Genomic DNA, 14,228 nt, shown 5'->3' with positions numbered 1-14,228 from the left:
TTTAGCCGGAAATTTCGAACATTAGTAGGATAAGACGAATCGTTCTGTAACGATTAATTCGAACGTGGATGCTTCGGAGGGCAGACGCATGGTGTTTGAATGAAACCATACATTTTCCTTTCCATAAAATGTCTTGTAATATTAGATTCAAGGCATGCAGACTGTCCCCAAATCAACTACAAGTTGTTTATACTGTAGATGTTGGCAAGGTGCCGCTGCGCTAGATTCGTCAAGAGGAGAGATAATATGAAAGATAATAATTATTATGCAACCTTCATTGAAGTAGCGGAAGATTGTCCCGTAACGGTTGCTGAGATTCCTGTTCCAAAAGGCAAAACAAAGACGGTTCCTGTTATGCAGTTCGAAATGATAGCGAATCATCCTTATCGCTCCACCCAAGAGGATGTACTGTTTGAGGTTTATGCGATCCGGAATCAAATCCCTGAAGAGCAGAGACCGGCCGAGCGTGAGAAGTTTTTCTCGAAAGGTCAACCTTGTCTTCGTACATCCTCATTAGGAAAGCGCTACGGTTGGGGAATCCACCATAATTCTGAAGGGAAATTGGCGCTCTATGCCATGGAATCGGAAGAATACCAAAAGTTGCTCAACGATACAAGTATAAAGCGTGTTAAAGCCATGCGGTCCAGCCGTGGGTAGGATTCGGACATGCCGTTGTCGATGTGTCGATGCGCCAGGGGCCAAACGGAGCTTCAGGCTCCAGCCAAACAAAGCCAAACCGTAATAACAAGACTTGTTAAAGAGATTCTAGTCTACAGCACACTCACCAATACTTCGGGAATAAAGGTGTATTTACTGCCGCATAATTTGCACGCGAAAGTTCGTATTATTATAGGTTACTGTCGGTAACTCAATAATACGAACTTCATCGTTTTATAACATCTAATTGCAAACTTTTGCGAGTTATGGATATGCTGAGAAAAATGAAACAGATATCTTAATACTTTTTACGGAGGTAGATATTATGAGGACCACGATAAACGAATATGCGATCGCTAGATCGGATGCGGGGCCTTATGGAATAACCGTTGGAAAAGATGGAGCCCTATGGTATACGGAACAGAAAGGGAATCGAATTGGACGAATAACAGCCAAAGGTGAAATGAATTCATTTCCTATCCCAACATCGGATGCAGGTGCTATGTCAATCGTTTCGGATCAATCTGGCGACTTATGGTTTACAGAATATAAAGCAAATAAGATCGGGAGAATGTCGATGAACGGTCTTTTTACAGAATATGAACTTCCTTCGGCGAACTCTTCACCTTTTGGCATTACGGAAGGTCCTGATGGCACAATATGGTTTACTGAGATGAATAGCGGCAGGATCGGAAGGTTAACAAAATCAGGTGAAATCACGGAGTTTGACTTACCGATTCAAAAAGCCTTTCCTTCTTTTATCACTCTAGGGTCAGATGGAGCATTGTGGTTTACCGAGAATCAGAGCAATAGAATCGGACGAATAACCACGAAAGGTGAAATTACGGCATATCCAATTCCAAATCCTAACTCGGGACCTGTCGGCATTACAAGCGGACCTGATGGTGCTTTATGGTTTGTTCAGATTAACGGCAATAAAGTTGGTAGAATTACCATATCAGGGGAGATGAATGAATTTGTAATACCGACGCCTGGCGCTCGTCCTCATGCCATCATATCCGGGAAGAAAGGAGATCTCTGGTTCACGGAATGGGGAGCTAATCAAATCGGTCGTATTACAACACAAGGAGTTACTAGTGAGTATGAGATACCTACAAAGAATGCAGAACCTCATGGCATTGCGGTTTGTCCTGAAGGTAATGTTTGGTTCGCTGAAGAGTGTAATCAGATTGCGCGTTTGATGATCGTTTCGGAATAGTATGAAAAACTTTCGGTGGTGTGTGATGTTTGGGCCATTCGGTTTTGTTTGATACTGGACAACTGTTGGGTGACAAGAACAACCTTCCTTAATAATCGCGTAACGTCCATAACTGCATGATCGATTTCGACCGAAAAGAAATATTGAGCTTCTTCTTTCATCATTTGATACAAGTGGGGCAGATCAAAGGGCTGAAAAGTAGGAATTGAAAAGTAATCTGACGATTGTGCAAAAAAGAGACCATCGGATAAATACTTCTTTGGGCGATTCGGATATAGTAAATTTGAAAAACAGGTCCAGCCAAGGCGAGGAGGCTATTTTTTACTTTTCAGCTGTAAGCGCTTCATGCGTAGTTGGCGGCAAATTTGTACAAAACAGGGAGACTGCCGGTTCTTCTAAATCCGTATGAATATGCTATAATCTTGGAAAAGTCATATGGATGGAGCTGAACGGAATTGAGGGACAAACAACTAAACCGCTATGTATTAACCGACGAACTGTACGCGTTGTTAAAGCAGCAAATTATGTCTCACAAGATTCCGGCAGGCGACAAGATCAACATAGACAAACTGGCGAGAGATTTGGGGGTCAGCAATATCCCTATTCGGGAATCGCTGTTCCGGCTGGCGTCGGAAGGACTGGTCACTGTTGTTCCGTTCAAGGGCATGTTCGTGGCGGAGATGAATTTGACCGACATTAATGAGATTTTTGAAATTCGTCTGCAACTGGAGGAACTGTCAATTCGAAAGGCGGCTCCGCATATTCCGCGTGCGCGGCTGGAGCAAATTTTGCACCGGTTGAGTTTGGTGCCTGAGGAAGGGGACGGTACCGACGGAGGCCAAGCTGTGCTGGAGATGAATCGCGAATTGCACGGCACTATTCTGGACTATGCTGGCAACGAAAATTTGAAGCAAATGGTAACCTCGCTAATAGAACGCATCCATCGCTATTTGAGTCTCATTCATTACAAAATTGTGCTCGATGTGGAGAAGGCTGAGCATGAACAAATCATACGCGCGCTGCTTGTCGACGATATCGAACAGGCGGTTGAAGCTATGAGAACGCATGTGAACAATTCCGTACAGCGTTTAAGGGAAAGATTGTAGTAAAAAGTAGGGAATTGGATAATCGAATCAACATAAATTTTTTCACTCAATAAATCGTGTATGATAAATTTTAATCATACACGATTTATTGAGCGATTACAGTTAAGGGGGATGGCTCTTGACCATTCGAATGACTGCTTACTGGAAGAAATATATTTTGAGGCATTGGCAATTGTATTTGATTGTCGCCGTACCTGTTGCTTTCCTCATTACGTTCAACTACGTTCCGCTTGTTGGAATCCAGCTTGCCTTCAAGGAATTCAACCCGATTCAAGGCATCTGGGGAAGTCCTTGGGTTGGCGGCAAACAGTTCACCATGTTCTTTGAATCTCCTTTCTTCTGGCCGGTTATCAAAAATACGCTGCTGCTCAGCGTTTACTCGCTCCTCGTCAGTACACCGGCTGCCATTTTACTCGCCCTTGCTCTCAATGAGGTGAAGAATCAACGGTTCAAGAAAGTGGTTCAGATGTTCACGTACGCCCCTTATTTTATTTCTACTGTTGTACTGGTCGGTATGATTAACATCATTTTGTCGCCGACGATCGGCATATACGGCCAACTGACAGAGCTGCTTGGCGTTGCGGATTCTATTGATATTTTGGGCGATCCGAAAGCGTTTTCTTCCCTTTATGTCTGGTCAGGAGTCTGGCAAGAGACCGGGTATGGCGCAATTATTTATTTGGCAGCGCTATCAGGCGTCAACCCGGAGCTCTACGAAGCGGCAAAAATTGACGGGGCCTCCCGAGTACAAAAGATGGTTCATATCGATCTGCCAACCATTCGGCCGACAATTATTATTTTGCTCATTATGTCAATTGGCGGTCTGCTCAGCGTTGGATTCGAGAAAGTGTTCCTGCTGCAAAATATGTTGAACCTGAGCACATCGGAAGTCATTTCAACCTATGTGTACAAAATCGGACTTGTGCATATGAATTACAGCTTTGCGGTTGCGGTAGGTCTGTTCAATTCCATCATCGGATTTATTCTCATCTTCTCGGCCAATTTGCTTGCACGCAGATTTTCCGAATCGAGTTTGTTCTAAATAGAAGGGGGCGGGAATGTAAATGAGATCGCATACGCTCATCAAGGAGACGACGGGAGACCGCATCATGATGGCCGTCATTTACACGGTCCTTACCGTTGTGCTGATTGCTGTCGCCTATCCGCTTATATATATCGTCAGTTCGTCGTTCAGTTCCTCGTCGGCGGTCATGTCCGGACGTGTCTGGCTGTTTCCGGTGGAACCGACCTTATACGGATACAAGGCCGTCTTCCAATATCCGCAAATCTGGAGCGGCTATCTGAACTCGATCATTTACACGGGATTGGCTTCTGTGATCAGCGTTACGCTCACGGTTATGATGGCTTACCCAATATCCCATACGACGTTCGTCGGTCGCAAAATTCTGGTTTGGGCATTACTGTTCGCCATGCTGTTCAGCGGAGGTTTGATTCCGTTCTATCTCGTTGTTCGCTCACTGCATATGCTGGACACGATCTGGGCGATGGTACTGCCCGGAGCGCTCAGTGTATTCTCGGTTATTGTGGCGAAGACGTTCTTTCAGACGACGATTCCCGGCGATTTGTACGAGGCGGCCCAACTTGACGGCTGCAGCGACGGCCGCTTTTTGGTCAGCGTTGTCGTGCCGCTATCCAAGCCTGTTCTGGCCGTGCTGTTTCTTTGGGCGGCGGTGGGCCAATGGAACTCTTACTTCAATGCGCTTATTTTCCTGAACGGCGAGGAGAAGTATCCGCTGCAGCTGGTTCTGCGTGAAATTTTGGTGCTCAATTCGGTTACGACCACTTCAATGTCGCTGTCCGCAGAGCAGCTGAAGCAATTCGAGGATATGAAAAACTTGCTGAAGTATTCCGTCATCGTTATTGCCAGCCTGCCGATTCTGATGCTTTATCCATTCATCCAAAAGTATTTCGTAAAGGGGGTGATGGTCGGTTCGATCAAAGCTTAAACCGGATTGCCTTGTTTCATTAGCTTCCATCTAATCGATTTCGGAGGGGTATAAACATGGTAAAGAGAACAAAAACAGCCGTTGCGGCAGCACTAATTTGTATGTTATTGATTTTATCCGCCTGTTCGGACAACAGTGGAGAGGAAGCTGCACCCGCTGAGCCGTCAGGACAGGTGGATGAAACGAGCGTTGTGGACGTTTCGTTCTATGCTGTGCCGCCCGGCGATGTCGTCGATTTGAATACGAACTGGTTTACCAATTATGTCAAAGATACGTTCAGGCTGAATATTGAATGGATCATGGCGCCCTCGAGCGACGCGGCCACCAAGCAATCGCTGCTGCTGTCAGGAGGTAACTACCCCGATGTATTCTGGTCGGGCAGCTTCTCTCTGTCGGAAGTTTTGCGGCTGTCCAAACAGGGCATTCTCGTGCCATTAAACAGCTACATTGACAAATATGCCCCCAATTTGAAGAAGACCATCGATACGGCACCAGGACTGAAGCAAGCGGTTACGGCGCCCGATGGCAATATCTACGGGTTGACAATGTACAATTCCTGTCTGCATTGCTATTGGGGTCAGAAGTACTGGATTAACAAGTCCTATCTGGAGAAGTTTAACCTGACGATGCCTACAACGACTGATGAGTTCGAGAAGGTGCTGCAGGTATTCAAGGACAACGGGCTGATTCCGTTATCCGGCACTTCCGACAGCTTCGACCCGACAGTGTTTTTAATGAATGCTTTCACGTATGACAATGCCAACGATCTGTTCGATCTGAAGGATGGTAAGGTAGTCTTTGCTCCTGCGCAGGGAGGTTGGAAGAACGGCCTGGCATACATGAACAGGCTATTCAGTAAAGGTTTGATCGACAAGCAAGCGTTCAGCCAAAAGTCCGAGGTGCTGAAACCTCTCATTGCCCAAGATAAAGTAGCCGTCGTTCCTTCCTTGACTAGTTCCGGATTCCTTGATCCTGGTCATCAGAGCTATTCGAACTGGGTAACGATGGCTCCGCTTACGGGGCCGGATGGAATGCAGTATGCAGCCTTTAGCGGCAACACGCCTCGTTCATTATCGTTTGCAGTCACAAATAAGGCGACAGAAGAGCAGATTGTGCGCATTATGAAACTGCTGGATTTCATCTATACGCCAGAGGGGACGCAGACGATGAACTACGGCGCCGAAGGCAAATATTGGACAAAAGCCGCTCCTGGTATAAAAGGACTGAACGGTGAGCAAGCGCTGTTCATTACCCAGTCCGACAAGTTCTATTCCGCTGGCGCCAAGCAAAATGAAGGCTGGAATCAGATGGGGCCGACACTTCAGGATATGACTTGGCGCAACGGATTCGTCGAGGCCAAACCGCCATTCTCTGCTGACGGGCTTGAGTCGCTGCTGCTTTTGGAGACGATGCGCAATTATACCGGTCATCAGCCGGATCAGGTTTACCCTGGCGCAATCTGGATGGAACCGGAGGAATACCAGAAATACGCGCTGCTCAAAACGAACATTGAGCAATACGTGAAACAGTGGAAAGCACAGTTCATCCTCGGATCCAAGTCGGTGGAGAAAGATTGGGAAGCGTATTTGAAAGGGCTGGATAAGCTGGGGCTGGCCGAATATTTGGACATGGCGCAAAAAGCGATGAAAGAGCCATTCGACACGACCAGCTATAAGCCGGATCAAAAGACGATCGATTTCTTGTCTAGTTTGAAATAAGCCCGCTTATGTTTAGTTTAGTAAGCAAACAGATTGTAAGCGGGTTAAAAAGAAAGTGGGAGGGGGCCCTGTGCTGCGAGCCAATAAAATTCGAATCGTAACCGGAGGGGGCTCCGGCATCGACGAAGTAACGGCCGCGAAATTTGCGGCCTAAGGCGCCATTATCGCCATCGCCGACCGGAATAAAAGAGGAAGGGGAGCGTGTTGCCGCCTGATTAATGAACGCCTCGGTTAGGACTCGGCGATTGCTTTTCAGGCTGATGTTTCAGCAGATCAGGGCGTATGGTTGCTGGTAGAGCAAATTGTGCCGCGTCGTGAGAATGAATGCTCAGTTCAACATTACTGCTACGATCTACTGAAAGGCTGGAGGGCATTTCGGTGCCGGTATAGAATCGGGTCATCGATGTAAATTTGAAAAGCGTTTATCTGATGACCAAACCCGCAGGTGGCATCACGCCGCTGGGTCGTTCGGCGGAGGAGCGAGAGCAAAAGAATAGATATGTATATCTTGGAAGATGGAATCGATATGATAGGTCCAAACTCAACGGAGTATCCATTACACGGTGGTACATGAATCTATTGCTCCGAAGTTAGATTTATGATGGATGGAGGTAACCACACAAGATTCCTGGGCTGTATATGGCGACAGAGAGAGAATTAACCCTAAACCTCGAAATCATCGTGCAATCTGCGCAGGCGGTAAGCGTTCATGGCAAACTCGCGCAGCTCCTCAAGAATGGTGTAATTCGCCCATGCGCCTGCGATAGCGCCGATCCCAGGCACCATCTGCAGCATTTTCCTGAAGTCAATGGCGTCGCGATACTCGATCTGAAATGTCTCCCAGTCCATATTCCGGGAGTATTCGGCGTCGGAGAGCCATTGTTCCTTTTCAATATGCCATTGCTTGATGGAATTCAACAACCTGGCACGGTTATCCGGCCCCGAAAACGTCATTTGAAATACCTTGAGAATGAATACCCGCTCGGAGAAGTGTTTGGTGTCATAACCGTAAACATGCGCCAGCTCGAACAAAAATTTCATCTTGATCGCAATTAAAGCTGGAAAGTCTACTATGCTCAGCATAATGCCGCCAGCTCCCGTTCCAGCGCCTTCGGCAACCGCGATTTTTTGGTACAGAGCAAACAACTCACTCGTTTCTTGATCGGCAGACTCCAGTTCCAGAGCACGCTGCACTGGACGGCTAGGCGTATATTCCGCACCGAACAGTGCCGTGCGCACGATCGATCGTATGGTGGTCGTAATGATGCTGTGCACCTTCGGGGGAATCAAATGATTTATTCGATTGCCGATTGTTTTAGAAGTTTTTTCCAGCCATCCCGGCGGTTTGAACATTTTCCGTTCCCAGCTGGCAACTTCCCTCTGTACTTTATGTTCGTAATTCATGATCAATCGCTCCTTCAAAAGACTTGGGTATATTGTAACGAATATTTCCGTGATTCGGAACAGACCGCGGCAGGTAGCGATCCTCGACTAAAGTCCAGCATCGCATAGAGGATAATAGGATGGAAATGTTCAACTTAAAGACCCCCAAATAATTGGTCTTAATTATAAAATAAGGGGGAAATGCGGCCGACACGTAGTACAGTTTGGTATTGCAAAATAACAGGAACTATTTCGAATTATGTTCTGGAAATATATAAGTGGGTATCTAAGAACTTGCCAGGATCATATGGGTTATTATATATTCATGACGATGAAGATGTGAAGATTACAACAAGTTTGTTGTCTGGAAGCTGGCTCGTGGGATTGATCGCCCTTCTCCTGGCCCAAAGAAGGTCAAGTAAAGGCCCGATAGAGTGATACGTAGAACCGTATCAAATTCATTGCGCTAAACATTCCTGTAGAGCTTAAGAAATGAGCTTTGTAAAAAAGGGAGCGCCTCAGTATGATGGGTTTGTCCACAACACATCAACAAGGAGGTGCTCTTACTATGAAGTTTTAGCAATCAGACGCCCAAAATCAACGGATCGAACGAATAACCGACATCGAAGCTCTGCTTTCTGAGATTCCAATGGCGCAACAATAAGACAGTGGAAGTCTAGGACTTTATTTTCTTGTCCACGGCTGCCGCTGTTTCTATTATTGGGGTCAGACTAATACTCATTTTACGGAATCTGACGGTTTTGTAATTCGAAAAGCCGCGTGGCACACAACATAACTATTTCTTTAATAATAGGATGGCATCTGATGCCGCGGCATTGGATGAAAATCACGTCAATATAGGGTGGAACTAAGCGGTACGGATCCTTTGGTTTAATTGATCAGGTACTCCATGCTTTCATTGAAATCCCGTGAATGGAAATCGACGGAATAAGAAGAAAGCGGTGAATTATTCTACATATGGAAGATAATCGACAACAATGAGCTCATAGAAATTTCGACATCTTTATACTTTCTTTATATTTGCTAATCTTTTTCTTAGCTTTTTCGATTTATTCTATGCTCATACTCAATTTGAAAGGAGCAGCTGTATGAGTGAATATGTATTGCGCACCAGAGACACCAGCAAGAAATATGGCAACACCTATGCCATACAAAACGTGAGCGTGGAAATCAAGCGGGGCCAGATTTACGGGCTGATCGGCTTGAATGGCGCGGGAAAGACAACCTTTACATCGTAGATATAACTGAGGAAAATAAGCGTTAAGCTCTAGAAGTTTCAAAAGCAGCAGATGTCAAAATGTTGTCCATCACTTTTACCTTTTGAAATATCCAGACCGATGACTGGATTAATGAAACACTATCCCTCTCATCAATTTTAGCGACGGGTTACAGACCCAGGGGAACGACCGATCTGCCGTGGCCGGATACACACCGGGCTTCCTTCGACTTTACATGGAAGATGGTAATGCTGCGTTCAAGCAAGCTTTACAAGCGGGGGCGACTGCGGTCACTCAAATGACGAATCTTGCCTTCGGCGAACGAGTTGGGCGTGTACGAGATGCTCTCGGTAATATATGGTGGATACATCTACGGATAGAAGAACTTGGTTATGAAGAAATATCGAAGCCATGAAATATGTTCAAGAATCCCTTAAGTTACGTTAACGGAGAACTATATTCCAAGTTAAAAGCACAATGTTATTGGCATCCAGGTGGGGAAGTGTGTATTCGTCAGCAGATTGTATAACCAGGCTGCCGAAAGATCGGCAGCCTGCAGTTCACTAAACCCCTCGATCTTTACTATCGATAATCTTATCTAACGAGGTTTGTGCATCACGGTTTGCCACTTTAGCAATTTCACGATCCGTTTCACTTACACCTTGGATGGTATCCATTGCATTTGCCTGCTGCTTCAATTGCTCTTCAACTTGTCCTATCCCATGCGCCCCTTGATGATTTCGGCTTGTAGCCATAATTATCACCTCCGTTAACATTTTTGGAAATTCCCCAACTTATTTTTTGTTGGTTGAACCCGGGACTGCAGAATCGTGATTGTTTCCGGGATTTTTTTTGCCCTTGTTATTTTTTGTTTGGCGAGACATGTTGTGCGCTCCCTTCTGTATATTCCAAGCCTTTGCAGCCAATAGCTACCATAAAAAGTATGTCCCGTTGGTTAATCAGTAATCCGAGAACGTAGGAACAGATTCATCCAGACGTACTTCTCGTTCTAGTGACATCAACTATCGGATAGGATCATTCATTATCATGAGGGCTGCCAGTCATGCAGCCTTCGTTACGCTAACAGGCAGATAAAGAAATTACCTATTTTTATAAACCCCTTTGCTCTGGAGTGCTTAGTTGATACTTTTCCCAAAAAAGAACCCGGTCATGTAGACCAGGTTTGGTGATGCTTTTATAAAATTCAACTGGGCATGTTCAGCTTTACTTCGAATTATTTTGTATTCTAGATCTTCCTTGATCGTTTGGGTCGTTAGATCGTGATGGGCTATGCTTTGGGTTGTTTTTATCGGGTTTGGCTTTAGTGCTCATTTTATAGTTCACCTCCTCTGTAATCCATAAAGAGTATTTCTCCAAACCTTTATCCTTATTAGAATATTAGGTGCTAAACTAACGGGCGGGTGACTATAGCTCAAAAATAAACAACAGGCTGCTGCGGCAGCTTGCGCTAACGGCAGGATATTCCAATCATTTAGTGAATTAAACTGGATATTGCAATCAAACACAAGTGGAATGTACAAGCATCACCAGATTTTGTTGCTAAGGACTTCCTAGATGCTGTCGAAATGGCAGTTGCCCGATTCATGTTTATAATCAGGATACGTGGACATAATGATTTTAATTAGCTGCAGGAAAGAACATAGCTATCATTTAAGATGGAGAGGCGCTTAGTTAATGTCGAATAAAAAGAGCTACTATGCATTCGAGGATCCATCCGGCACCACAATTGAATTTCAAGCCACCAGCTTACAGCAGGCCATGGTCATAAAGAAGACGAAGGCTCTAGAACTGGGAATCCCTAAAGAGGCTTTTGAGCTAACAAGCATACGTAAAAAACCAAGCCAGAGCGCATAGTCTGCATTTAGAAGGATGGAAATATGTTTTTAAGAAATCACAAATGTGGATTATCGCGCTCATTAGAATGAAATATTCCCGCCCTGAAAGATGAACCAAAAGTTGCATGGGCTGATCAGAAATATGTTGATTTTTTTGTAGCCCAGTACGATAAAATATGCTGCTCGATGGAGAAACTCCAAGAGTAGCTTTTTTTGTATGAAATGGTATTGAAGTATGAAGCCCCCGATAGTTCATATAAATTGCAAGAGGTAGACGCAGACTTTATCGCTGGGCTTAATAATGGGAATCAAGGATTCAAAATTAGAACCAATAAGATAGAGGGAAAAGCAAAGTTAGGTCAAAACCATTCAGTACAAAGGCAAGAACTTGTCATTAATCAACTGGAACGGATTCTGAATGGAGACGAGGGTGGAGGCCGGTCTTGCTAATGGTACGGGGCGGTGCCCTTTTGTTGTAAACATCCGGTACTCCGATGTCCATGACGTATCAAGACCCATACATAATGGGAAGCCAGTCGGGAGGAAAGACTTCGACCGATTTACAGTTGACTGATCGTTCAGTCATAAATATAATAAAGCTGACACATTTTAATTTCTGTTGAGAGGGGCTTATGATATGGACTTGTATTATGATATTCAGGGAAATGGGCCGGACATCGTTTTGATTCACAGTCCGGGGGTTGACTCCAGGGAATGGAAAGAGCTTGTACCTCTGCTCGCGAAGTCCAATCGAGTCGTCACCTACGATAGCAGGGGGATGGGACAATCGCCCGCTCCGCAGGAGCCGACGGATCTCGTCCGTGATCTGCTCGGGCTGCTAAATCACTTGCAGCTGAATAAGATTACACTGATCGGCCACTCCATGGGCGGGGAGCTGGCCTTGAATTTCACGATTGCTCATCCGGAGATGGTCGAACAGTTGATTGTCATCGCGCCTTCCCTGTCCGGTTATCCGTATTCAGAAGCGTTTCTCGAGTGGATGGGTGCTGTAAATGCGCTTGCTCCTGACATTGGCAGAATGGTAGAGTTTTCATTGGAAGGTCCCAATTACGCAACTGTCATGGCGAGCGAACACCGTGATTTCCTGATTGACCTGCATACCCGATACATGATCCGCGTCTTTACGGAATGGCGAAGCTTCGAGTTTATTTGGCCACAGCCTCCGGCGTTCGAGCGGCTGGAGCAAGTAGCTGCGCCGACGCTTTTTATTCACGGGACCATAGAATGGAACGATATACTTGGCGTCGCCAAGGAATTCGAACGTGTGCCATCAGTGCAATTTGCCAAAGTAGAAGGTGCGGATCATATGATTACAATGACTCATGCCTCGAAGCTCGCCTCTATCATGCAGCGCTTTCTGGATTCAAATCGAGAGGAGTGAACGATACATGCCGCGCAGCCGGGAAGAAATTGAGAGGATCCGCCGATTAGCCATGGACAATATCGGGAACGCAGCTATGGAGTGCTTCCTCGAACGGGGGTATCATGCCTCATCCATCGATGATATCGCTAAGAGAGCGGGCGTATCCAAAGGGCTGCTGTACAATTACTATCAAGGAAAGGAAGGCCTTCTGGGCGAAATCGTTCAGGCCCGGGTGGACGAGATTGTCGGCTTAATGGAGGAGGCTTACGCGCTCGACTCGCCGAGAGATCAACTGCTACGAATTATCGAAGGGGTGCTGGGTCATATCGCATATAATCCGAAGGCGTACCGTTTCATTCTGCATCTCCAGACACAGCCCGAGGATGACGCGGTGCTGTCCAAGTACAGCCAGCTGCTGAATCAGGAGATGTCGAAGCAATATCAACTTCAAAACGATATCTTCGAGCGCATGCAGGTTCAGGAACCGAAGCTGCGATCCCTGTACTTCTCTTCGGCACTGCATGGCGTAATGCTTCTCATGACGGTCTATCCGGGTTTTCCCGTTGAGGCAATGAAGGAGCAAATGATCCGGGATTTTTGTTAGACTTCGTTTAGCAAGCTTGGAGATGGACATGTCGTTATCACTTCAATAAATGACTACGAAGTTGCCAGCAAAAATGGTAAATGGAAATCTCTTTCTACATGGCAGCAATTCCGTAGCTTTAACCTAAAATTGGTCCAGGGATCAGAATTCCCTTGAGGAATATCCGTGAGGATGTTCCTCTTTGAAACGGAGGCGCGGTGCAGAGCCACCGGCCCGCCGTGCGTTTATTGTGTCACACCCTGTGCACAAGCTTGGTACAAAAGGGATACACAGTGATTAGGCGCACTTATATAAAATAAAATATTTAATGGTGTTTGCCGCGGCAGCTGTTAGAGGACAAGAACATAAATCGTACCGGATCCGCGTTTATCCCGGATTTTTCGTTATAACGATACATGTTATTGTCCAAAGTTTTGGACAAAATCATGTATCATTTGCCGAAAAGGACAAGAACATATATCGTTAACCGTGGCCAACTGCACAGGCCATGCTATTAAACTATTCTAGCTAATAGCTTGTCAATATTTAAAACTTAATGGATTCGCTTCTTAATGCGCTGTGCAGGCCTTGCCATTAAGCAAACATATTTTATTTATTTGTAATAAAATCCTCTATATTATCGTTTTTGTGAATATCTTCCGTACCGGCTTCCAATGCAGTCTTATAATACATACATTTATGCTCGATGACTTTCATTGTCTTTTTTAGTTCTTCCATCTGTGCTTCTACACTAGCTTTTCGTTCTATAAACATGTCATATCTTTGCTGCAAGGTGGAATCGCCGTCGGAACACCATTCAATGAATTCTTTGATATCCTTGATAGGCATACCGGTAGTTTTCAGACATTGAATGATCTTTAAAAAATCGATATCAGATTCTTTGAACAATCGTATTCCGCTAGGGGTACGTTCTACAAAAGGAATGAGTCCTTCCTTATCGTAATAACGCAAGGTATATGAAGTGAGATTCAATTTTTTTGCAACTTCGCTGATAGAATATGTCATCCATTTTCTCCTTCGTATTTAGTTAGACTTCGAGTTAACTCTAGGAATTATGCGGAATTTTATCATACTGTATTGTATAATGTCAAAGTCA

General features: G+C 45.3%; 14 protein-coding genes and 1 pseudogene. 12 read left to right on the top strand and 3 right to left on the bottom strand.

Going from position 1 to position 14,228, the window contains the following annotated elements; all coding sequences use genetic code 11:
• Window positions 1-246: 246 nt before the first annotated feature.
• The 6 genes from NNL21_RS14725 to NNL21_RS14700 all read left to right on the top strand — a co-directional run bounded on the left by NNL21_RS14725 (window position 247) and on the right by NNL21_RS14700 (window position 6,667).
• Complete coding sequence (locus NNL21_RS14725; RefSeq protein ID WP_204818041.1) at window positions 247-657, top strand: DUF6157 family protein; 411 nt, start codon at window positions 247-249, stop codon at window positions 655-657.
• A gap of 325 nt (window positions 658-982) precedes the next feature.
• Window positions 983-1,876: a Vgb family protein gene (locus NNL21_RS14720; RefSeq protein ID WP_204818040.1), complete on the top strand. Its 894-nt coding sequence runs from the start codon at window positions 983-985 to the stop codon at window positions 1,874-1,876.
• Window positions 1,877-2,331: 455 nt separating this feature from the next.
• Window positions 2,332-2,982, top strand: a complete 651-nt coding sequence (locus tag NNL21_RS14715) for a GntR family transcriptional regulator (RefSeq protein WP_256555257.1) — start codon at window positions 2,332-2,334, stop codon at window positions 2,980-2,982.
• 118 nt (window positions 2,983-3,100) lie between these two features.
• The gene (locus NNL21_RS14710) at window positions 3,101-4,024 is read left to right on the top strand and encodes an ABC transporter permease (RefSeq protein WP_256555256.1); all 924 of its coding nucleotides are present in this window, start codon (window positions 3,101-3,103) and stop codon (window positions 4,022-4,024) included.
• A 22-nt stretch (window positions 4,025-4,046) separates the two neighbouring features.
• Window positions 4,047-4,949 carry a carbohydrate ABC transporter permease gene (locus NNL21_RS14705; RefSeq protein ID WP_204818039.1) on the top strand — a complete coding sequence of 301 codons (903 nt, stop codon included), beginning with the start codon at window positions 4,047-4,049 and terminating at the stop codon, window positions 4,947-4,949.
• Between the two features lie 56 nt (window positions 4,950-5,005).
• Entirely contained in the window at window positions 5,006-6,667 is a 1,662-nt protein-coding gene (locus NNL21_RS14700; protein WP_204818038.1) for a type 2 periplasmic-binding domain-containing protein, read from the top strand.
• A gap of 663 nt (window positions 6,668-7,330) precedes the next feature.
• Here the strand turns inward: NNL21_RS14700 and NNL21_RS14695 are convergent.
• Window positions 7,331-8,071, bottom strand: coding sequence for an EcsC family protein (locus NNL21_RS14695; RefSeq protein WP_204818037.1), 741 nt, complete (start codon window positions 8,069-8,071; stop codon window positions 7,331-7,333).
• 180 nt (window positions 8,072-8,251) lie between these two features.
• Between NNL21_RS14695 and NNL21_RS36800 the strand changes: the two genes are divergently transcribed.
• Both NNL21_RS36800 and NNL21_RS14690 read left to right on the top strand, forming a co-directional pair.
• On the top strand, window positions 8,252-8,488 hold the full coding sequence (locus tag NNL21_RS36800; protein WP_204818036.1) for an Imm7 family immunity protein: 237 nt from the start codon (window positions 8,252-8,254) through the stop codon (window positions 8,486-8,488).
• Between the two features lie 671 nt (window positions 8,489-9,159).
• Window positions 9,160-9,309 carry an ATP-binding cassette domain-containing protein gene (locus NNL21_RS14690; RefSeq protein ID WP_204818035.1) on the top strand — a complete coding sequence of 50 codons (150 nt, stop codon included), beginning with the start codon at window positions 9,160-9,162 and terminating at the stop codon, window positions 9,307-9,309.
• A gap of 542 nt (window positions 9,310-9,851) precedes the next feature.
• On the opposite strand, the gene NNL21_RS14685 is transcribed toward NNL21_RS14690, so the two are convergent.
• On the bottom strand, window positions 9,852-10,043 hold the full coding sequence (locus NNL21_RS14685) for a hypothetical protein (protein ID WP_204818034.1): 192 nt from the start codon (window positions 10,041-10,043) through the stop codon (window positions 9,852-9,854).
• Window positions 10,044-10,983: 940 nt separating this feature from the next.
• Between NNL21_RS14685 and NNL21_RS14680 the strand changes: the two genes are divergently transcribed.
• The 4 genes and pseudogenes from NNL21_RS14680 to NNL21_RS14670 all read left to right on the top strand — a co-directional run bounded on the left by NNL21_RS14680 (window position 10,984) and on the right by NNL21_RS14670 (window position 13,132).
• The gene (locus NNL21_RS14680; protein WP_204818033.1) at window positions 10,984-11,163 is read left to right on the top strand and encodes a hypothetical protein; all 180 of its coding nucleotides are present in this window, start codon (window positions 10,984-10,986) and stop codon (window positions 11,161-11,163) included.
• 200 nt (window positions 11,164-11,363) lie between these two features.
• A pseudogene (locus tag NNL21_RS36795) lies at window positions 11,364-11,594 on the top strand (FMN-binding negative transcriptional regulator); the annotation flags it as partial.
• A gap of 187 nt (window positions 11,595-11,781) precedes the next feature.
• Complete coding sequence (locus NNL21_RS14675; protein ID WP_204818032.1) at window positions 11,782-12,546, top strand: alpha/beta fold hydrolase; 765 nt, start codon at window positions 11,782-11,784, stop codon at window positions 12,544-12,546.
• 7 nt (window positions 12,547-12,553) lie between these two features.
• Complete coding sequence (locus NNL21_RS14670; protein WP_204818031.1) at window positions 12,554-13,132, top strand: TetR/AcrR family transcriptional regulator; 579 nt, start codon at window positions 12,554-12,556, stop codon at window positions 13,130-13,132.
• A gap of 588 nt (window positions 13,133-13,720) precedes the next feature.
• Here the strand turns inward: NNL21_RS14670 and NNL21_RS14665 are convergent.
• Window positions 13,721-14,137 (bottom strand): MerR family transcriptional regulator, encoded by a 417-nt coding sequence (locus tag NNL21_RS14665; protein ID WP_204818030.1) that lies wholly within the window; start codon window positions 14,135-14,137, stop codon window positions 13,721-13,723.
• Between the last annotated feature and the right edge of the window lie 91 nt (window positions 14,138-14,228).

The sequence above is a fragment of the Paenibacillus mendelii genome (genome assembly GCF_024498075.1).
GTDB lineage: Bacteria > Bacillota > Bacilli > Paenibacillales > Paenibacillaceae > Paenibacillus_Z > Paenibacillus_Z mendelii.
This window is presented reverse-complemented; position numbering and strand designations above follow the sequence as displayed.

What these genes read in the sequence shown, in the direction of transcription:
- NNL21_RS14700 (WP_204818038.1), top strand. Translation starts at nt 5,006, where the DNA reads ATGGTAAAGAGAACAAAAACAGCCGTTGCGGCAGCACTAATTTGTATG.
- NNL21_RS14665 (WP_204818030.1), bottom strand. Translation starts at nt 14,137, where the DNA reads ATGACATATTCTATCAGCGAAGTTGCAAAAAAATTGAATCTCACTTCA.
- NNL21_RS14685 (WP_204818034.1), bottom strand. Translation starts at nt 10,043, where the DNA reads ATGGCTACAAGCCGAAATCATCAAGGGGCGCATGGGATAGGACAAGTT.
- NNL21_RS14675 (WP_204818032.1), top strand. Translation starts at nt 11,782, where the DNA reads ATGGACTTGTATTATGATATTCAGGGAAATGGGCCGGACATCGTTTTG.
- NNL21_RS14705 (WP_204818039.1), top strand. Translation starts at nt 4,047, where the DNA reads ATGAGATCGCATACGCTCATCAAGGAGACGACGGGAGACCGCATCATG.
- NNL21_RS14670 (WP_204818031.1), top strand. Translation starts at nt 12,554, where the DNA reads ATGCCGCGCAGCCGGGAAGAAATTGAGAGGATCCGCCGATTAGCCATG.
- NNL21_RS14680 (WP_204818033.1), top strand. Translation starts at nt 10,984, where the DNA reads ATGTCGAATAAAAAGAGCTACTATGCATTCGAGGATCCATCCGGCACC.
- NNL21_RS14720 (WP_204818040.1), top strand. Translation starts at nt 983, where the DNA reads ATGAGGACCACGATAAACGAATATGCGATCGCTAGATCGGATGCGGGG.
- NNL21_RS36800 (WP_204818036.1), top strand. Translation starts at nt 8,252, where the DNA reads ATGCGGCCGACACGTAGTACAGTTTGGTATTGCAAAATAACAGGAACT.
- NNL21_RS14690 (WP_204818035.1), top strand. Translation starts at nt 9,160, where the DNA reads ATGAGTGAATATGTATTGCGCACCAGAGACACCAGCAAGAAATATGGC.
- NNL21_RS14725 (WP_204818041.1), top strand. Translation starts at nt 247, where the DNA reads ATGAAAGATAATAATTATTATGCAACCTTCATTGAAGTAGCGGAAGAT.
- NNL21_RS14695 (WP_204818037.1), bottom strand. Translation starts at nt 8,071, where the DNA reads ATGAATTACGAACATAAAGTACAGAGGGAAGTTGCCAGCTGGGAACGG.